This window comes from Streptomyces sp. NPDC090499, assembly GCF_044769305.1.
Lineage (GTDB): Bacteria > Actinomycetota > Actinomycetes > Streptomycetales > Streptomycetaceae > Streptomyces.
This window is the reverse complement of the sequence record NZ_JBIVXP010000025.1, coordinates 83,393-102,289: the sequence shown is the minus strand read 5'-3', so window position 1 is coordinate 102,289 and position 18,897 is coordinate 83,393. Positions and strand designations below refer to the sequence as shown.

The following is an 18,897-nucleotide window of genomic DNA, read 5'->3' as shown; positions in this document are numbered from 1 at the left end:
GCGCGGCGCGCGGGGTCAGTCCTCGACGGGGTCCACCCGCCAGTCGGGATGCCCCGGCATCGGCGGCGTGTCGGGCCCGTACAGCCAAGGCGTCAGAAACGGCGTCAGATCCTCGCCCGCGACCCGGGAGGCGAGCGCGACGAAGTCCTTCGTACCTGCCGCGCGCCCCCGGTACCGGGTCACCCAGGTGTGTTCGATCCGGTCGAACGTCGCGTCACCGACCTTCTCCCGCAGGGCATACAGCACCAGCGCCGCGCCGTCGTAACGCATCACCTTGAACAGCGTCGGCTCCGTGGGCTCCGCCGGGGCGCCGTCGTCGTGGCGCCACTGGTCGTAGTGCTCGTACGCCGCCCGCATGGCGTCCTCCATGTCGACGCCGCCGTGCTCGGCGGAGTACAGCCGTTCGTAGAAACGGGCATGACCCTCGCTCAGCCACAGGTCGGACCAGCGTCTGACGGCCACGCTGTCGCCCGTCCAATGGTGTGTCAGCTCGTGCACCAGATTGCGCTCGGCGTCGACCCGGTCGCCCAGCAGGTCGTTCTTCGGTACGAGGGACAGCGACTGCGTCTCCAGCGCCACCGGCAGCTCGGTGTCTCCCACCAGCACGCCGTAGCGGCGGAACGGGTACGGGCCGAGCCGCTGTTCCAGCCAGGCGAGGTGCTCCGGGGTGAGCGAGCGTTCGGCCTCGGTGTCCGCGACCAGGTCGTCCGGCACCACGTCCCGCACGGCCAGCCCGCCCGGCCCCCGGCCGGCGACGAACGTGAACTTCCCGATCGCCAGCTGGACCAGCTGCGCCGCGATGGGATCCTCGGAGTCGTACGTCCACTGCATCCGCCCGTCGGGCTGCCGGACGCGTTCGACGAGCCGGCCGTTGGCCACCGCGCTGACATCCGGCGGGGTGGTGATCCGGAACGTCATGGGGGCCCGCAGGCTGGGATGGTCGTCGACCGGGAAGACCATCTTGGCGCCGTCCGGCTGAGCGCAGATCAGCGTGCCGTCGGGGGTGGGCACCCAGCCGTACTCGCGGATCGCGTCGCTCCGCTGCCGTCGCTGGGTCGGGTCGGCCGTGTAGGCGACGTGGACCGTGAACGTGCTGCCGCGCGGGATCGGCCGCGCGGGCGTGACGACGAGTTCGTCGCCGTCGCGCACGGCGCCGGCCGGCGCGCCGTCGACGGTGACCCGGTGCAGCGTGTTGCCCGCGAAGTCCAGGTCGAAGCGGGACAGGGCCTGGGTGGCGGTGGCGCTGATGGTGGTACCGGCCGGGAACGGCGTCCGGGGGGCCCGCCAGTCGAGGTCGAGCGTGTAACGGCGGACGGTGTAGCCGCCGTTGCCGTCCAGCGGCATGAGCGGGTCGCCGATGCCGGGTGCGCCGGGGGCGGGGGCGGCGCCGGACGAGGCCGCCGAGGCGCCGGGGGCGGCGGAGCCGTGGCCCCGGTGCGGGACGCCGCCCGAACAGCCGGTGCCGGTGAGGGCGACGGCGCCGGTGAGGGCGAGGGCGGCGCGCAGGGCGCGAGCGGTCGTGATCTCCATGGCAGCACTGTGGCAGCCTCATCCGCTTATAGCACTATTTGCGGCAATGGTGTGCACCCGGCCGGGCCGGGTGGCCGAACGGCCCCTGTCCGTCGCCCCCACCGTTGCGGCCGGCCGCCAACTCCCCGTAGAACACCGGCCATGAGAAGACGGATCGTCATGTCCATGCTCGCGGGGGCGACCCTCCTGGCGAGCGCGCTCCTCGGTACCGGAGCGCCCGCCGTCCGTGCCGCCGACGTCCCGGCCGAGTTCGGCACCGACTGGCACGACCCGGTGACCGCGGCTCCGCCGGTCTCCGTGCCCAAGGGCGCCAGGTCCTGCCAAGTCACCCTGGCCGAGGCCCAGTTCCGCGACTTCACGCCGTACCGGGGAACGTACACGCCCCCGCGGGGCTGCGGCGACCGCTGGAGCAGGGTCGTGCTGCGCCTGGACGGGAAGGTGAAGGGCCGTCAGTACGACCGCCTGGGCTACCTGCACGTCGGCGGGATCGAGGTACTGCGCACCTCCACCCCCGAGCCCTCGCCGGACGGCATCGAGTGGCACGTGGAGAAGGACGTCACCCGCTACAGCGACACCTTCCGCTCCACGCAGGACGTCGAGATGCTCATCGGCAACGTTGTCGACGACACCTACACCGGGGTCATCGACGTCAGGGCCACCCTCACCTTCTACGCGGGACGTCCCGAGGCCTCGGTACCCGACAAGGTGCTCACCCTGGCCGACGACGGCACCACCCTCACCACCCCCCGCAACAGCGAACGCGTCGTCGCCGAGGTGTACGCCACCGGATCCGGCGGCGGCTGCGAGGAGTTCTGGTACCTGACCGTGGCCGACCCGGCGCCGTACTCCTGCAAGGCGGACAAGGGGCCCTACCGGGAGGTGCAGATCAAGGTCGACGGCCGGCCGGCCGGGATCGCCGCGCCGTTCCCGAACGTGTGGACGGGCGGCTGGTCCAACCCGTTCCTCTGGTACGTCGTGCCGGGCCCGCGCGCCTTCGACGTCAAGCCCATCGAATACGACCTGACGCCGTTCGCGGGGATCCTCGACGACGGCCGCCCGCACCAGGTCGAGGTCTCCGTCGCCGGCGTGCCCGCGGGCCAGGCCGGCTGGAGCGCCCCCGTGAACGTGCTGGTCTGGCAGGACGCGCACCGGGCCCAGCTCACCGGAGCGCTCACCGGGGCCACGGCCTCCGAGCCCGTCAACTCCTCCGTGTACACGCCCGGTTCGGGGGAGTACCGGGTCGACACCGACGCCGGGCACCGGCTCACCGTCTCCGGATACGTCGACACCTCGCACGGCCGGGTGACCACCACTGTCAGCCGCACACTGGCCAACACCTCCGTGCACCGTTGGAACGACGGCGAGACGACGGACGCGCTCGACGCGACCTGGACGGACGACCAGAGCGTCACGGTCCGGGCGGACGGTGTGCCCCGGACGACCCGCACCGACCGGACGTACACCATGGGCGGCGCCACCGTCATCGGCACCGACGACCGGCTGCGCACCGAACTCACTCTCGGCGACCGGGCGGCGGTCAGCCGGTCCGGCGGCGGCTGGTCACGGCTCGACGACACCTACCGCGGGGACGCGACCTACACCCTGAACGTGCCGCGCGACCAGCGGCACGCGGTCGGCACGTCGAGCGAGCGCTATCGGCTGTACGGCTCGGACGGCTGCTACGACCGCTCGCTGGCCACCGAACAGGGGGTGCTGACGGTCGATCGCAGGCGCTGCTGAGCGGGGCCGTCGAGCCGGGTGGTGCGTGACGCGTCACCCGGCGCGCTTTTTACACGGCTGTGACACGGCGGTCTCGAACGGGATCAAGAACACCTCCAGAGTGATCGGCACGGAAATCGCTTTCCGTATCGCAGAAGTCCCGCTCGGCTTCGGCGAGTCGATCCCCCCACCAGGAGTGCCCGTGCCGCTGTCCCCGCCGTCCCTGTCGCGTCGCGTCGCACGCACACTGCGTACCTCTCTCTTCGCGCAGGTCGCCTGCGCGCTCGTGCTCGGCATCGTCGTCGGGCGGCTGTGGCCCGGGTTCGCCTCGGACCTTCAGCCGCTCGGCGACGGTTTCACCCGGCTCATCAAGACGATCATCTCGCCGCTGGTGTTCTGCGTGGTCGTCACCGGCATCGCCAAGGCCGGTGACCTGAAGGCCTTCGGGCGGATCGGGCTCAAGGCGCTGATCTGGTTCGAGGTGGCCAGTACGCTGGCGCTCGTCATCGGACTCGTGGCCGCCAACGTCGTCCAGCCCGGTGCCGGGATGCACGTCGATCCGGCCACGCTGAGCGCCAAGGCGGTCGACGCGAAGACGGGCGGCGGCTCGCTGCCCACGACGACCGGGTTCGTCCTCGACGCGCTGCCCACCAGTTTCATAGGCGCCTTCGCCGAGAACTCCCTGCTGCAGGTGCTCGTCCTGGCCTGCCTGGTGGGCGCGGCGCTGCTCCACCTCGGGACCACCAAGGTGCCGCAGGTGCTGCCGGCCGTCGAGCAGGCCCAGGAGATCATCTTCGCGATCGTCGGCTTCGTGATGCGCCTCGCCCCGATCGCCGTCTTCGGCGCGATGGCCGTCCTGATCGGCCAGTACGGCCTCGGTGTCATCGAGACCTACGCCAAGCTGATCGTCCTCTGCTACGCGGCCGCCGCGCTCTTCGTCGCCCTGCTCGCACTCGCCCTGAAGGCCCTCACCGGGCTCAGCCTCTGGAGGTTCGTCCGCTACATCCGCGAGGAGCTGCTGCTCGCGCTGGGCACCGCCTCCACGGAGTCCGTGCTGCCGCGCGTGATGCAGAAGCTGCGCAGGGCCGGTGCCCGGGACGACGCGGTGGGCCTGGTGCTGCCCACCGGCTACTCCTTCAACCTGGACGGCGCCTCGCTCTACCTCTCCATCGGCACCCTGTTCATCGCCCAGGCCGTGGGCGTCGACCTGAGCCTCGGTCAGCAGATCACCGTGGTCCTGGTGCTGATGCTCACCAGCAAGGGCATGGCCGGCATCCCCGGTTCGGCCTTCCTCGCCCTGTCCGCGACCGCCTCCTCGCTCGGGGCGATCCCGGCCGGTGCCGTCGCCCTGCTGCTCGGCGTGGACCGCATCATGGACTCGATGCGCGTCGTCACCAACCTGCTCGGCAACTGCGTGGCCGTCTTCGCGGTCTCCCGCTGGGAGGGTGCGCTGGACGTGGAGCGGGCGAAGCGGGTGCTGGGCGGTGAGGCCGCGGTCGTGGCGGAGGAGCCGGCCGAGGAGTTGGTGCCCGAGGGCTGAGACCGTACGGCGAAGCGGCTCCCCTCACCGACCGGGAGCCGCTTCGCCGTGCCTCAGCAGTGCTTCGCCGCCACCGGGCCGTCGACCAGCGTGTCCAGGAGTCCGGCCAGCATCTCGCGCTGCTCCGGCGAGAGCGGGGCCAGGATCTCCGCGGCCGCCGACCGCCGTGCCGCCCGCAGCTCGCGCAGGGTCTCGTGCCCCTCGTCCGTGATCTCGATCCGGGTCACCCGGCGGTTCGTCGGATCGGGCACCCGGCACACCTTCCCGCTCGCCTCCAGGCCGTCGACCAGCGTCGTCACCGCACGCGGCACCACCTCCAGGCGCTCGGCGAGGTCGGCCATGCGCGGGGGCGCCTCGTAGTGCGCGAGCGTGCGCAGCAGTCGAGACTGGGCGGGGGTGACGCCCAGATCGCGCGCCGCGAGATGGCGCTTCTGGATGCGCCACACCCGGCGGGTGAGGCGCAGCAACTGCTCGGCGAGCGGGCCGTCGGGGTCGGGGGTGCTCATGCGGGAATAATAACAGGACTCTGTTCATTGTGAGCATAGGTAACAGTGAGCTATGCTCCGTGAGTCCGTACACAACACACCCATCCGTAGGAGCCATGCCCCGAGACGAGATCAACTGGACCCCTGACGCCACCTCGGCCGGACAGCCCCGCCAGGTGCGCCGCATCCTCAGGCTCTTCCGCCCCTACCGCGGCCGGCTCGCGATCGTCGGCCTGCTGGTCGGCGCCGCCTCGCTGGTCTCGGTCGCCACCCCGTTCCTGCTCAAGGCGACCCTCGACACCGCGATCCCGCAGGGCCGCACCGGACTGCTCAGCCTGCTGACGCTGGGCATGATCCTCAGTGCCGTCCTCACCAGTGTCTTCGGCGTCCTGCAGACGCTGATATCCACCACCGTCGGCCAGCGCGTCATGCACGACCTGCGCACCGCCGTCTACGGCCGGCTGCAGCGCATGTCGCTCGCCTTCTTCACCCGCACCCGTACCGGCGAGGTGCAGTCCCGCATCGCCAACGACATCGGCGGGATGCAGGCCACCGTCACCTCGACGGCCACCTCCCTGGTCTCCAACCTGACCAGCGTCGTCGCCACCGTCGTCGCGATGCTCGCCCTCGACTGGCGGCTCACCATCGTCTCGATGGTCCTGCTCCCGCTCTTCGTGTGGATCAGCCGCCGGGTCGGCAACGAGCGCAAGAAGATCACCACCGAGCGCCAGAAGCAGATGGCCGCGATGGCCGCGACGGTCACCGAGTCCCTCTCGGTCAGCGGCATCCTGCTCGGCCGCACCATGGGCCGCGCCGACTCGCTCACCGCCTCCTTCGCCGACGAGTCCGAGCAACTGGTCGACCTCGAAGTCCGGTCGAACATGGCAGGGCGCTGGCGGATGGCCGTGATCACCATCGTGATGGCCGCGATGCCCGCCGTCATCTACTGGACCGCAGGCATGGCCCTCCAGCTGGGCGGCCCGCAGATCTCGCTCGGCACCATCGTCGCCTTCGTCTCCCTCCAGCAGGGCCTGTTCCGCCCCGCCGTGAGCCTGCTGGCGACCGGCGTCCAGATCCAGACCTCCCTCGCCCTCTTCCAGCGCATCTTCGAGTACCTCGACCTGCCCATCGACATCACCGAGCGCGACGAGCCGGTCCACCTCGACCGCGTGAAGGGCGAGGTCCGCTTCGAGAAGGTCGAGTTCCGGTACGACAGGCACGACGACAAGGCGGCTCCCGTCCTCGACGGCATCGACATCACCGTCCCGGCCGGCACCGGCCTGGCCGTCGTCGGCCCCACCGGCGCCGGCAAGTCCACCCTCGGCTACCTGGTGCCCCGGCTCTACGACGTCACCGGCGGCCGGGTCACCCTGGACGGCGTCGACATCCGCGACCTCGACTTCGACACCCTCGCCCGCGCGGTCGGGGTGGTCTCCCAGGAGACGTACCTCTTCCACGCCTCGGTCGCCGACAACCTGCGCTTCGCCAAGCCGGACGCCACCGACGAGGAGCTGCACGCGGCGGCCCGCGCGGCCCAGATACACGACCACATCGCCGGGCTGCCCGACGGCTACGACACCGTCGTCGGCGAACGCGGGCACCGCTTCTCGGGTGGCGAGAAGCAGCGTCTGGCCATCGCCCGCACCATCCTGCGCGACCCGCCGGTCCTCATCCTGGACGAGGCGACCAGTGCCCTGGACACCCGCACCGAACACGCGGTCCAGGACGCCATCGACGCCCTGTCGGCCAACCGGACGACCATCACCATCGCCCACCGGCTCTCCACGGTCCAGGGCGCCGACCAGATCGTCGTCCTCGACTCCGGGCAGGTGGCCGAACGCGGCACGCACCAGGAGCTGCTGGAACTCGACGGCCGGTACGCGGCACTGGTGCGCCGGGACGCCCGCCTGGAGACGGCGGGGGAGCAGCCGGCACCGGAGCAGCCCGGAACCGGCGAGCCGGCCCAGCGGGAGACGGCCCTGCACCCGGTGCGCGGGCGGGGCACCCGGGGACGCAGGCACGCGACACCGCCGGCAGGCTGAAGCCGAGGGGTGGTGCCGACGGGTGGTGCCGACGAGCGGCGCTGACAGGTGGTGCCGACGGGTGGTGCCGACCGGCCGTGGTCGCCCCCGCCCGGCCGGTCGCCTCATGTCGGCCGGCCCCCTGCGTCGGCCCGCCGGAGCTGACAAACGGCAGCCGACAAATCGCAGCCGACAAGCTGAAGATATGCCGGGTTTGTGGCGTTGTGCGAGCTAACGTGCCCGCATGCAGACGAACACTCCGTCACGGACCCCGGGCCGGCGGACCCGCGCCGGCCGTGGCGCCTCGACGCGCGGCAAGTCGGTCCGGTTGACCCGCCGGGGCAGGCTCGTCCTCGTCGTGACCGGCGCCGTCGTCGCCGGTGCCGCCGTGGCGGTGCCCCTGCTGTCCCTGGCCGGCCTCACGGCCGGACCCGCCACCCTGGTCATTCCGGAGGGCTGGCGCGCGTCCCAGGTCTACGACGCCGTCGACAAGGCCCTCGCCCTCCCGTCCGGAAGCACCAGGAACTCCGTCGGCACCGCGGGCCTGAAGCTCCCCGGCGAGGCAGGCGGCAACCCGGAGGGCTATCTCTTCCCGGCCACCTACCCCCTGGACAAGGACGCGACTCCGCAGTCGGTGCTGCGGTTCATGGTCGACACCGCCAACCAGCGGTTCGGCTGGGCGCCCGTCGCGGCCGGCGCGCAGCGCGACGCGATGAACGTCTACCAGGCGGTGACCATCGCCAGCATCGCCCAGGCCGAGGCCGCCGACAAGGCCGACATGGGAAAGGTGGCGCGCGTCGTCCTCAACCGGCTGCAGCGGGGCATGCCGCTCCAGATGGACTCCACCCTGAACTACGCCCTCAACCGCAGCACCCTCAACACCACGGTGAACGACACCCGTGTCGAGAACCCGTACAACTCCTACCAGCGCATGGGCCTGCCGCCCACCCCGATCGACAACCCGGGCACGGACGCGATGCGTGCCGCGCTCAACCCGCCGCCGGGCAACTGGCTGTACTTCGTCACGGTCAAGCCGGGGGACACGCGGTTCACCGCCGACTTCGCCGAGCACCAGCGCAACGTCGCCGACTTCAACGCCGAGCAGAAGGCCAGGACCCAGCGGTCGCCGCAGGTGTCGCTGCCGCCGCGGTGAGCGGCCGGTGCGTCACGCGGCGACCGGCTCCCCGGCCAGCAGCCGCCTGATGTCCCGCACGGCCTCGCGCCCCGCGCGGTTGGCGCCGATGGTGCTAGCGGACGGGCCGTAGCCGACGAGGTGGACGCGCGGGTCGGCGACCGCGCGGGTCCCCTCGACCCTGATCCCGCCGCCCGGCTCGCGCAGCCGCAGCGGGGTCAGATGGTCCAGGGCCGCCCGGAAACCGGTGGCCCACAGGATGACGTCCGCGTCGACGTGCCGTCCGTCGCGCCACGCCACCCCGTCGGGCGTGACGCGGTCGAACATCGGCTGCCGGTCCAGGACCCCGTCCTTCAGGCCCTGCCGGATCGCGTCGTTCAGCGGGAGCCCGGTGACCGAGACCACGCTCCGCGGCGGCAGCCCCTGCCGTACCCGCTCCTCCACCAGCGCCACCGCGGTCCGGCCCGCGCCCTCGTCGAAAGGGCCCTCGCGGAAGACCGGGGGGCGCCGGGTGACCCAGGTCGTGGCGGCCGCGTACGGGGCGAGTTCCAGCAGGTGCTGGGTGCCGGAGGCGCCGCCGCCGACGACCACGACCCGTTTCCCGGCGAACTCCTCGGGCCCGGCGTACTGCGCGGTGTGCAACTGGCGTCCGCGGAAGGTCTCCTGGCCCGGGTAGTGCGGCCAGAACGGCCGGTCCCAGGTGCCGGTGGCGTTGATCAGCGCACGTGTCGACCAGTCGCCGTGGTCGGTCTCCACGAGCAGCCGCCCGCCCGCGCCCTCGCGCACCGCGCGGACGTCGACCGGCCGCCGCACCCGCAGGCCGAAGGTGCGCTCGTAGTCGGCGAAGTACTCCCCGATGACGTCCGCGGACGGCCGTGCCGGGTCCGCCCCGGTCAGCTCCATGCCCGGGAGCGCGTGCATCCCGTGCACCTTGCCGTAGGTCAGGGACGGCCACCGGAACTGCCAGGCGCCGCCGGGCGCGGGGGAGTGGTCGAGCACCACGAAGTCGCGGTCCGGCTCGAAGCCGGTGCGCCGCAGGTGGTAGGCGCTGGACAGGCCCGCCTGACCGGCGCCGATGACGACTGCCTCGACCTCACGCGTTTCGTTCACGCTTCTACCAACAGCGCGGGTGGCCGTGGATCTTCCCGGCCCGGCTGCCCGTCGTCCCCTCCGGCGCATGGGCCAGGATGGGGGCATGTCGGATGCCTTCACCACACGAGAGCTCGATGTCGCCACCGGTAGCCGGGAGCGGGTCGTCGACCTGACCGGCGACTGCGAGGCCTTCCTCCGCGAGGCCGCCGCCGGCCGCGACGGACTGCTGAACATCTTCGTCCCGCACGCGACGGCCGGAGTCGCGGTCCTGGAGACCGGTGCCGGCAGCGACGACGACCTGCTCGCCGCCCTGCACACCCTGCTCCCCGCCGACGACCGCTGGCAGCACCGGCACGGCAGCCCCGGCCACGGCCGCGACCACGTCCTCCCGGCGATCGTCCCCCCGCACGCCACCCTTCCGGTGATCAACGGCCGCCTGGCCCTGGGTACCTGGCAGTCGGTGTGCCTGGTCGACACGAACCGGGACAATCCGCAGCGAAAGGTTCGTGTCACGTTCCTGGCGGGCTCCTGACTCACCGGCTCGCCGATGAGGTGATGCGGACGGCTCCGGCGCTGAGGGTCCGGGCGACGGACCGGCGGGCCGCCAAGCCGGCCGGCAGTGTCGTCGGACGGTCAGGACGCCGCGTCGAGCAGGTCGACGGCGCTCTGCTGGCGGGCGGCGTCCACCTGGTCAAGTGGTCCGTACCAGCGCAGGCCGTACTGGTCGAGGGCGTTGCGGTCGCTCGCGTGGGCGCGGTCGGCCTGGCGTTTGAGATAGGCGGTGTAAGGGTGGTCGGGCAGCACCGAGTTGAGCTTGCCGAGGCCGCGTACGTCGGCGCCCTTGAAGGACGGGCCGTCGGCTCCGCAGTCGCCGCTCTCGCACGGATCGCGCAGGATGCCGTCCGAGGTGTGGAGCACGGAGGTCGTGGTGGCGGCGTCGGCGATCTGCCGTGCGCTGGTGAGAAGTTGGCCGTCACCCGTGGCCCGGTACAGCTCGGCGAGCGCGCCGAGGAGCACGCCCTGGTTGTACGACCAGACGGCCTGCCCGTTGTTGCCGCAGGTGGACAGGTCGATGCCGTCGTTGACCAGGTGCGAGCCGTTGACCATGCCGGTGCCCTGGAACCAGGTCCAGCCGGCCCGGGCCCGGCCGAGATACGTCGTGTCGCCCGGGACGCGGTTGTGGAGGGCTGCGTTGAGCTGGATGTAGAGGGAGTTGGCGATCGCGTTCTTGTACGTCCGCGCCGTGCTCCACCACACTCCGCCGCCGCAGGTGGAGTCCCAGTAGGCGGCCATGTGGTCGGCGTCCGCGCGGGCCGTTTCCAGGTAGCGGCTGTCGCCGGTCAGGTCGTAGGCGGCGATCCAGGCGAGGCCCCACCAGCCGGTGTCGTCGATGTAGTCGTTGCGGAACTGCCCGCCCTGCGCGTTGACGTTGAGGTCGTAGGTGCGGGCGATCGCGTAGCGGTAGCTGCCCATGCCCGTCACGCGGATGTTGTCGATGACGGCGGTCAGGGCGTTGGCCGAGTTCCACCAGCCGGTGGTGTCGAACAGGCCGGTGCCGTAGTCGTAGAAGGTCATCAGGCCGGTGGCCGCCGCGGTGCGCGGCTCGCCCGCGTTCCAGGTGGTGCGGGCCCAGGGGGTGCACGCGATCTCGGCGCGGTCCCCGGCCTTTCCGCAGGCGCGCAGCGCACCGACGCCGAGGTTGTTCCAGTCGTCGACGTTGTACATGAGGGTGCGCCAGCCGCGCTGCCCGGTGGGCACGGTGGTGTCGCCGAGCTTGCTGCCCGAGCTCCAGGTGCGGCCGCCGTCGAAGGAGCGGTCGAGCCACACCTCGTCGCCCGGGTTGCCGTTGTCGATGGAGGCCCAGCCCATCGCGTCGGAGTCGTCGAAGTGCAGGACGATCGACCGTGCGTAGATGCTCGCCGTGACCGGGGTGCGGTCGCCCGGGGAGAGCGCGGGGTCCCGGGCGTCGCAGTACTTGTTGCAGACGGCCGCCGCCGCGCCGGTGTCGGCCGCGGCTGCCGGGGGTGTGAGGGGGACGAGGGCGGTGAAGAGTGCCGGAGCGAGTGCCGCCGCCAGTCGGCGAAGGGGGCGGCTGCTCGGTCTGCGCACGGAGGGCATGGGGACCTCCCTGCTTCGGGGACGGATGTGAGAGCGCTCTCGGAACGTAGGGAAGGGAAGGGGAGGCGTCAATGTCGTGCACGGGTACGGTTGTTGCGCTCAGGTCCGTACCAATGTGCACTCAGGTCTGCACTAAAGGGCACCCGCCAGCACCTCTGCGGCGGCCACCCCGGAGGCGGCCGTGGCGCCGTGCGTGAAGATCTGGGCGGCGGAGGGGACGACGGTGCCCGGCAGGCCCATCTCCACGACGATCGCGTCGGGCCGGGCGGCGACGAGTTCCGTGAGGGCCTGCGCCATCCACGTGTGCCGGGCGGCGTCGCGCACCACCACGACCAGGGGCCGTCCCGCGGCGGGGGCGAGCGCCCGCGTCTCCAGCGTGCCGGCGCGGGACAGCAGTTCCTCGCGGCCCACCCGGACCGACGTCGTCCCCGGCAGCCGTTCGCCCAGCGGGGCGGCCACGCCCCAGGGGGTCTCCTTGCCGATGGCCAGGTTGGTGGTGGGCACCAGTTCGACCACGTGCGGCGCGTTGACCAGGGGCAGGGTGTGCCGGACGGCTCCGGTCAGCCGGATGGCGCGGCGGGCCGCCGTGAAGCCGATGCCGTCGGCGTCCCAGACGGCGGCGCCGGCCGGGTTCAGCCCCGCCGACCAGGCCGCGAACTCGCGGACGCGAAGGCTCGCCTCGGCGAGCCGCTCCTCCGGCAGGCCGCCCGCCAGGACGGCGTCCGTGAGGGCGTTCACGAGCAGGGCGGCGGTGGCCTCGTCGGCGTTCTCGCCGCCGACGCAGACGGCGTCGGCACCGGCGGCGACGGCTCGGACCGTGGCCCCGCCGATCCCGTACCGGCCGGTCACGGCGCCCATCTCGATGGCGTCGGTGACGATGATGCCGTCGAACCCGAGCTCCTGGCGCAGCAGTTCCTCCAGGATGCGGCGGCTCAGCGTGGCGGGCAGCTCGGGGTCGTAGGCGGGGACCAGCAGATGGCCGCTCATCACCGCACGGACGCCCGCGTCGAGGGCGGCCCGGAACGGCGGCAGGGCCTGCTCGGCGATCCGGTCGCGGTCGGCCTCGTAGACGGGCAGTCCGTGGTGGGAGTCGACGGCCACGTCGCCGTGGCCGGGGAAGTGCTTGGCGCAGGCGGCGACTCCGGCCGACTGGAGTCCGCGGATCCAGGCGCCGGTGTGCCGTGCCACCACCTTGGCGTCGACGCCGAAGGACCTGACCCCGATGATCGGGTTGTCGGGGTTGGAGTTCACGTCCGCACTCGGCGCGTAGTCGAGGCTCACCCCGGCCGTGCGCAGCTGCCGGCCCAGGTCGGCGGCGACGGCCTCGGTGAGTTCGGTGTCGTCGACGGTTCCGAGTGCGAAGTTTCCCGGCCGGGTGGAGCCGGTCGCCGACTCGATCCGGGTGACATCACCGGCCTCCTCGTCGATCGCGATGATCAACTCGGGGTTCTCCGCGCGTAGTTGCCCGGTGAGGCGGGCGACCTGGTCGGGCGTGACGATGTTGCGGGAGAAGAGCACGACCGATGCCAGCCCGTCCCCGATCTCGCGCAGCACCCAGTCGGGGGCCTCGGTGCCCACGAATCCCGGCTGCAGGACGGAGCGCGCCAGTCGTCGCAACTCCTGGCTGTGCTTGCTGGAGACCATGGCGTACGCCCTCCTGTTGGTACAGACCAATGCGTCTCCGTCAGGCTAACGGCACGTGTCAAGGGGGCCCGGGGTGTGCCCTGTTGGCGCAACGCGCCCTCAACTGGGGTGTTTGACAGGATGAGTTGGTCTAGTCCAAGTTGGAGGCACGCGAGTTCGAAGAGGGGCTGGTGTGGCCCGTGGTGCAGTGACCCTGCAGGCACGGTCCCCGCCCCTCACGCCGCGCAGTTGGCGACCCGGACGGGCCGCCGGTACCTGATATCGAGGTGTGGAGCACCGCATGCCCACGACTGACCGTTATCTCCATCGAGCCCCCTCGGACATCCCCTACTTCAGCTCGGACGGCGAGACCTACCTCGCCCAGACACCCCTGCGGGACCTGGCCAAGAGCCGCCCGCTGCGAGTCCTCTCCGAGGAGGACCTCGCCCACTGGCAGACGTACGGCTACGTGGTGGTCAAGCAGGCCATCCCCACCGCCGCGGCCCGCGAACTGCTCGACTTCGCCTGGGAGTTCCAGGGACTGGACCCCGAACGCCCGGACACCTGGTACGAGGAGCGCGAGTACCGCTCCGACCTCGACCGGGACCTGCACATCTACGGCTTCGTCGAGGCCTACCACCACCAGCTCATCTGGGACAGCCGGCAGACCCGCCGGGTCTACGACGCCTTCGTCGACGTCTGGGACTGCGAAGAGCTCTGGGTGACCCTCGACCGGCTCAACCTGAACCCGCCCAACATCAGGAACCGCGACCGGGCCCTGATCCCGGGCACCGCCGAGGGCTTCGACATCGAACTGCACTGGGACGTCGACACCACGCTCGGCGTGCTGCCGCAACGGGTCCAGGGGATCATCGCCCTCACCGACACCAGGCCGGAACTGGGCGGCTTCCAGTGCTGCCCCGAACTGTTCAAACGCTTCGACCAGTGGAAGGCGTTCCAGCCGGCGGACCGCGACCCGATCCGGCCCCGGATCGACCGCACCGAGTTCCCCGTGGTGCGCCCGCAGCTCGAAGCCGGCGACCTGCTGATCTTCAACGGCCTGCTGGCGCACGGCGTGGCCCCCAACACCTCCGAGCAGACGGTGCGCGCGGTCCAGTACCTGTCGATGATGCCGGCGCTGGAGTCCCACGACACGCTCAGGCGCGCCCGGGTCGAGTCCTGGCGCACCCTCGCCACGCCCGACTGGAACCCGACACTGCTGGGCGACGCCGCGCGCCACGAGTCCCTGCGGTACGGCAGGGCCACGCTCGACGACCTCGGGGCCAGGCTGCTGGGCCTCACGTCCTGGACCGGGGCGGACCTCGACGGTGCGGAGCGGCCGGCCGGAGAAGAGACATGCGCCGAATCTGCCTGACCCTGCCGACCAACAGGCCCTGCGCGGCGACGATCACGGCCCTGGCCGAGGAAGCGGCCTACGCCGTCCGGCACTTCGACGCCGAGGTGCACCTCCTGATCCTTGACTCCTGCGCGGCACCGGCCTTCGCCGAACACGCCGAGACCGTGCGCCGGATACCCGACGATCCGCGGATCGTCGTCCACCATCTCGACGAGGCACGGCAGCGGGACTTCCTGCGGACCGTGATCGACCGGTCCGCGGCCACGAAGCCCGACCTGCTGCTGGACCTGATGCTTCCCGACGGCGTCTCCTACGGCGCCTGCACCAACCGCGCCTTCCTCCTGGCCGCCGCACTCGGCTGCGAGTCCGTGCACCGCAGGGACTCCGACAGCCACTACCAGCTCGCGGACGGTGAGCCCGTCTTCCCCGTCCACCACGAACTGCTCTCGCTCGGCAGCCGCGCGGCCGACGCCGCCCGCCACGTCACCCGGACCGCACTCGCCGCCGACCGCATGGACCGGCGGGTGGCGATGGTCGGCAGCTCCTTCGTCGGCGAACTGTCCGTGGACATCGGCGAGATACTCCGGATCGACCCGGACGTCTACCACGACATGGTCGGCCTGTGGGCGCCCCCGCACTGGACGCCCGAGCAGAAGTCGGAACTCGTCGAGGAGTCCTTCCGGGGCGCGGGCACGGACGCCTTCACCACCGACGACTCCACCCTGACCGTGGTCGACCCCATGCGCGTGGACATGTGCAACATCGCCTTCCACGGCGTGCACGAACACGTGCCCCTGCCACCCGCGACCGACACGATCGGCAGCGACTACTTCCTGATCCACCTGGTCCACGACGCCGCGCTGCCCGGCGTCCTGCACAACCGGAACATCGTCAACTTCTACACCGGCGAACGCCGGACCGACTCCGGGTTCGTCGCGTACCAGCTGCGCTTCGTCAAGTTCCTGCTGTCGATGCTCTACTTCAACTCCGTCTACGACCGGATGGGCCGGGCGGGCGAGTCACTGCTCGACGGGCAGGGGCAGGTGCGCGCGTCCGTCGTGGCCCGGCTCGCCAGGGACAGCGCGGGGCTCGACCGGAGCGAGAACGTGCACCGCCTTGACGTCCTCGACACCGCGTACCGGAAACTCGGCGGCCGGTACGCCGGGTTCGCCGACCTGCTGGCCGGGCGACGCGACCGACTCCTGGACGAAGCGCGCGGCGACATCGAGGACTTCGCCCTGCTCACGGAGGCGTGGGAGCCGCTGGTCGGTGCGGCCCGCCGCACTTCCGTGCCCCGGACACCCGGGCCGCAGCGGTGACGGCGGCCACGGCCCGTGCCTCCGCGCCGCTGCTCGCCGCACTGGCGGGCGCCACCGAGGACGGGATCTTCTTCGATCTGGCCGGAATCCGGCGCGGCTACGCCACCCTGCGGCGTGAACTGCCCGGCGTCGACATCCGGTTCGCCCTGAAGTCCTGCCCGGTGGACGAGGTGCTCGGCTGCCTCGCGGCCGAGGGCGCCGGGGTCGACGGGGCGAGCCCGCACGAACTGGAGCAGGCGCTGCGCGCGGGCGTGCCGGCCGGCCGGACCCACTACGGCAACACCGTCAAGTCCGACCGGGACATCGCCGAGGCCCACCGGCTCGGCGTCCGGGACTTCGCCACCGACAGCATCGAGGACCTGGCGGCCGTCGCGGCCCACGCCCCGGGAGCCCGGGTGTTCTGCCGGCTGGCCACCAGCGGCGACGGCGCGCTGTGGGGACTGAGCAACAAGTTCGGCTGCTCGCCCGCCGACGCGGTGCGCATCCTGGCGGCGGCCAGGGGGATGGGCCTGACACCCTCCGGCCTGTCCGTGCACGTCGGCTCCCAGCAGATGACGGCCGACGCCTGGCACAACGCCGTCGAGTGCCTGGCGGACGTCCTGACCGTCCTGGGCCGCCGCGGCATCGTCCTGGACCACGTCAACCTCGGCGGCGGGCTGCCGGCCCTGGGCTACCTCGACCGGCACGGCCTCCCCCTGGAACCGCCGCTGGACAAGATCTTCGCCGTCATCCGGGAGGGGATGCGCCACCTCAGGAAGGTCCACGGCGAGCACCTCTCGTTCGTCATGGAACCGGGCCGCCACCTCGTCGCCGACCACGGGGCCATCCGCGCCCACGTGGCCCGCTTGTCCGAACGGCGCCGGCCGGACGGCGAGCGGCAGCACTGGCTCTACCTGAGCTGCGGCAAGTTCAACGGCCTCTACGAGATGGACGCGCTCCAGTACCCGCTCGTCTTCCCCACCCACCCCGACGCCGGGCCCGGGGACGTCCCCGCCGTCCTGGCCGGGCCCACCTGCGACAGCGACGACGCCTACCCCCGGGGTCACGCCCTCGTGCACGTCCCCCGGGACCTGGCCTCCGGCGACCCGGTGTGGGTGCTCTCCAGCGGCGCCTACGCGATCAGCTACACGACCCAGGGCTTCAACGGCTTCGCCCCGCTCCCGTACACCTGTGTCGGCGGAGGACACCCGTGAGCGGCGACGGAGTACGCATACGGCACATCGCCGACGCCGACTGGGACGCCATCACCGCGATGGAGGCCCGCGCCTACGCGGAACTCGGCCTCTCGGAGGGGCGTGCCGCCCTGCGGTCCAGGGCGGACGCCTCGCCGGAGACCTGTTTCGTCCTCGACGTCGGCTCCGAGCCGGCCGGATACGTGCTGGCACTGCCGTATCCGGTGCTCGGATACCCGGACCTCGAACGGCCGGAGGAACCCGCTGCCGGCCCCCCGCACCCGCCACGCAACCTGCATCTGCACGACATCGTCGTCACGGAGCGGCAGCGCGGCAGGGGACTGGGACAGCGTCTCCTGACCCACCTCACCCGAACCGCCGGTGCCCGCGGGTTCGAACGGATCTCGCTGATCGCCGTCGGCCGCAGCGAGCCCTTCTGGTCGACCCGCGGGTTCACCGCCCACCCGGGGATCGCCCCCGGCGGATACGGCGCGAACGCCGTCTACATGTCCCGCCCGAACACCCCGGGCGCGCACCTCCGGGACGAACACGTCCCGGGCGACGGCCGAGCCGACGAAGCGAGTTGATGCGCGTGTTCCCTGTCCGTGACCCCTTCCAGCGCAGCCAGGTGGCGATCGCCGCACTGTTCTGCGCCCTCGGCTTCCAGTACGCCACCTGGGCGTCCAGGATCCCCGCCATCAAGGCCGACCTCGGGCTGACCGCCGCCGAGGTGGGAGTACTGCTGATGGCGGCCGGTATCGGCGCCGTCGCGTCGTTCCCCCTGGTGCCGCTGCTCATGAAACGGCTCGGCTCGGCACGGCTGGCACTGCTGTCGGCCCTCTGCCTGACCCTGCTGCTCCTGGCCCTCGCGCTCGCCCCGGACTATCCGGTCGCCCTGCTGGTCATGGTCGCCGACGGCGTGTTCGTCGGGTGCCTGAACGTGGCCATGAACGCACAGGGAACGGCCCTGGAGACCCGGTACACCCGCAACACCATGGCCCGACTGCACGCGACGTTCAGCGCCGGCTCCCTGCTCGCCGCGCTGCTCGCCTCCGGCATGAACGCGGCCACCTCCTCCGTCGCGGCGCACTTCGGCGTGGCCGCGGTCGTCCTCGTCCTGCTGGCGGCCCTGGCCCGTACCGGTCTGCTCCAGGACGAGGCACCCGCGGCGGAGCAGGAGACGGAGGGCGCGAAGGAGCGCAGGAGCCGGGCCGGATGGACCCTGCCGTCGCGGGTCACGCTCTGGATGTGCTGTGCCATGGCGTTCGGCACGGTGACCGAGGGCGCCATGAACGACTGGTCCGCCCTCTACCTGAGGGAAGTCGCCAAGGCCACCGCCGAGTTGGCGCCGATGGGCATCGCCGTGTTCTCCGGCATGATGGTCCTGGCCCGCCTCTTCGCGGACGGCTGGCGCAGCCGCTGGGGCGACGGCCGTGTCGTGCTGTTCGGCAGCGCCCTGGCCGCCGCCGGGCTTGCCTTCGCCCTGCTGACCGGGGGAGTGGTGGCGGCGCTCATCGGGTTCGCCTGCGTCGGACTGGGCTGTGCCGCCGTGACCCCGTGCGTCTACGTCGCCGCGGCCAAACAGGGCTCTGAGGCGCTGGCCCTGGTCGCGGCCATGGGCACCACGGGCCTGCTGGCCGGACCGCCGCTCATCGGTTTCGTCGCGGGTTCGAGCAGCCTGGTGTGGGGCCTCGCACTCGTCGCCGCGGCGGCCGTCGTGGTGTCCCTGTGCAGTACGCGCATCCAGTGGACACCGGTGAGCGGCTGACCGCGCGGCGGGCGGCCGGGC

At 71.9% G+C, this 18,897-nt stretch carries 15 protein-coding genes; 10 read left to right on the top strand and 5 right to left on the bottom strand.

Annotation, left to right across the window (positions count from 1 at the left end; genetic code table 11):
- Positions 1–15 precede the first annotated feature (15 nt).
- Complete coding sequence (locus ACIQVL_RS46385; protein WP_403478583.1) at positions 16–1,530, bottom strand: M1 family metallopeptidase; 1,515 nt, start codon at positions 1,528–1,530, stop codon at positions 16–18.
- Between the two features lie 141 nt (positions 1,531–1,671).
- Between ACIQVL_RS46385 and ACIQVL_RS46380 the strand changes: the two genes are divergently transcribed.
- Positions 1,672–3,270 carry a peptide-N4-asparagine amidase gene (locus ACIQVL_RS46380; protein WP_403478582.1) on the top strand — a complete coding sequence of 533 codons (1,599 nt, stop codon included), beginning with the start codon at positions 1,672–1,674 and terminating at the stop codon, positions 3,268–3,270.
- 181 nt (positions 3,271–3,451) lie between these two features.
- The gene (locus ACIQVL_RS46375) at positions 3,452–4,789 is read left to right on the top strand and encodes a cation:dicarboxylate symporter family transporter (protein ID WP_403478581.1); all 1,338 of its coding nucleotides are present in this window, start codon (positions 3,452–3,454) and stop codon (positions 4,787–4,789) included.
- Positions 4,790–4,842: 53 nt separating this feature from the next.
- Here the strand turns inward: ACIQVL_RS46375 and ACIQVL_RS46370 are convergent, their stop codons facing one another.
- On the bottom strand, positions 4,843–5,295 hold the full coding sequence (locus tag ACIQVL_RS46370) for a MarR family transcriptional regulator (RefSeq protein WP_351956092.1): 453 nt from the start codon (positions 5,293–5,295) through the stop codon (positions 4,843–4,845).
- Between the two features lie 95 nt (positions 5,296–5,390).
- On the opposite strand from ACIQVL_RS46370, the gene ACIQVL_RS46365 reads away from it, so the two are divergent.
- Positions 5,391–7,316 carry an ABC transporter ATP-binding protein gene (locus tag ACIQVL_RS46365; protein ID WP_403478580.1) on the top strand — a complete coding sequence of 642 codons (1,926 nt, stop codon included), beginning with the start codon at positions 5,391–5,393 and terminating at the stop codon, positions 7,314–7,316.
- A gap of 223 nt (positions 7,317–7,539) precedes the next feature.
- Complete coding sequence (gene mltG, locus ACIQVL_RS46360; RefSeq protein WP_403478579.1) at positions 7,540–8,448, top strand: endolytic transglycosylase MltG; 909 nt, start codon at positions 7,540–7,542, stop codon at positions 8,446–8,448.
- A 12-nt stretch (positions 8,449–8,460) separates the two neighbouring features.
- Here mltG and ACIQVL_RS46355 read toward each other — a convergent pair whose 3' ends face one another.
- Positions 8,461–9,537, bottom strand: coding sequence for an NAD(P)-binding domain-containing protein (locus ACIQVL_RS46355; RefSeq protein WP_403436096.1), 1,077 nt, complete (start codon positions 9,535–9,537; stop codon positions 8,461–8,463).
- A gap of 85 nt (positions 9,538–9,622) precedes the next feature.
- Here ACIQVL_RS46355 and ACIQVL_RS46350 point away from each other — a divergent pair, with 85 nt between their 5' ends.
- Positions 9,623–10,051, top strand: a complete 429-nt coding sequence (locus ACIQVL_RS46350) for a secondary thiamine-phosphate synthase enzyme YjbQ (protein WP_403478578.1) — start codon at positions 9,623–9,625, stop codon at positions 10,049–10,051.
- A 101-nt stretch (positions 10,052–10,152) separates the two neighbouring features.
- Here the strand turns inward: ACIQVL_RS46350 and ACIQVL_RS46345 are convergent, their stop codons facing one another.
- Both ACIQVL_RS46345 and ACIQVL_RS46340 read right to left on the bottom strand, forming a co-directional pair.
- Complete coding sequence (locus ACIQVL_RS46345; protein ID WP_403478577.1) at positions 10,153–11,637, bottom strand: glycoside hydrolase family 76 protein; 1,485 nt, start codon at positions 11,635–11,637, stop codon at positions 10,153–10,155.
- A 132-nt stretch (positions 11,638–11,769) separates the two neighbouring features.
- The gene (locus ACIQVL_RS46340) at positions 11,770–13,281 is read right to left on the bottom strand and encodes a glycoside hydrolase family 3 protein (protein WP_403436102.1); all 1,512 of its coding nucleotides are present in this window, start codon (positions 13,279–13,281) and stop codon (positions 11,770–11,772) included.
- 280 nt (positions 13,282–13,561) lie between these two features.
- Between ACIQVL_RS46340 and ACIQVL_RS46335 the strand changes: the two genes are divergently transcribed.
- The 5 genes from ACIQVL_RS46335 to ACIQVL_RS46315 are packed head-to-tail and all read left to right on the top strand — an operon-like array spanning position 13,562 to position 18,876.
- Positions 13,562–14,635 (top strand): phytanoyl-CoA dioxygenase family protein, encoded by a 1,074-nt coding sequence (locus ACIQVL_RS46335; protein WP_403478576.1) that lies wholly within the window; start codon positions 13,562–13,564, stop codon positions 14,633–14,635.
- Entirely contained in the window at positions 14,617–15,936 is a 1,320-nt protein-coding gene (locus ACIQVL_RS46330; protein ID WP_403478575.1) for a DUF6271 family protein, read from the top strand. The genes ACIQVL_RS46335 and ACIQVL_RS46330 overlap by 19 nt, the downstream gene beginning before the upstream one ends.
- Positions 15,933–17,129, top strand: a complete 1,197-nt coding sequence (locus tag ACIQVL_RS46325) for a type III PLP-dependent enzyme (protein ID WP_403436695.1) — start codon at positions 15,933–15,935, stop codon at positions 17,127–17,129. The genes ACIQVL_RS46330 and ACIQVL_RS46325 overlap by 4 nt, the downstream gene beginning before the upstream one ends.
- Before the next feature lie 59 nt (positions 17,130–17,188).
- Positions 17,189–17,695: a GNAT family N-acetyltransferase gene (locus ACIQVL_RS46320; RefSeq protein WP_403436696.1), complete on the top strand. Its 507-nt coding sequence runs from the start codon at positions 17,189–17,191 to the stop codon at positions 17,693–17,695.
- A complete protein-coding gene (locus ACIQVL_RS46315; protein ID WP_403478574.1) occupies positions 17,695–18,876 on the top strand; it encodes an MFS transporter in 1,182 nt (393 codons plus the stop codon). Before ACIQVL_RS46320 ends, ACIQVL_RS46315 begins: the two co-directional genes overlap by 1 nt.
- The last annotated feature ends 21 nt before the right edge of the window (positions 18,877–18,897 follow it).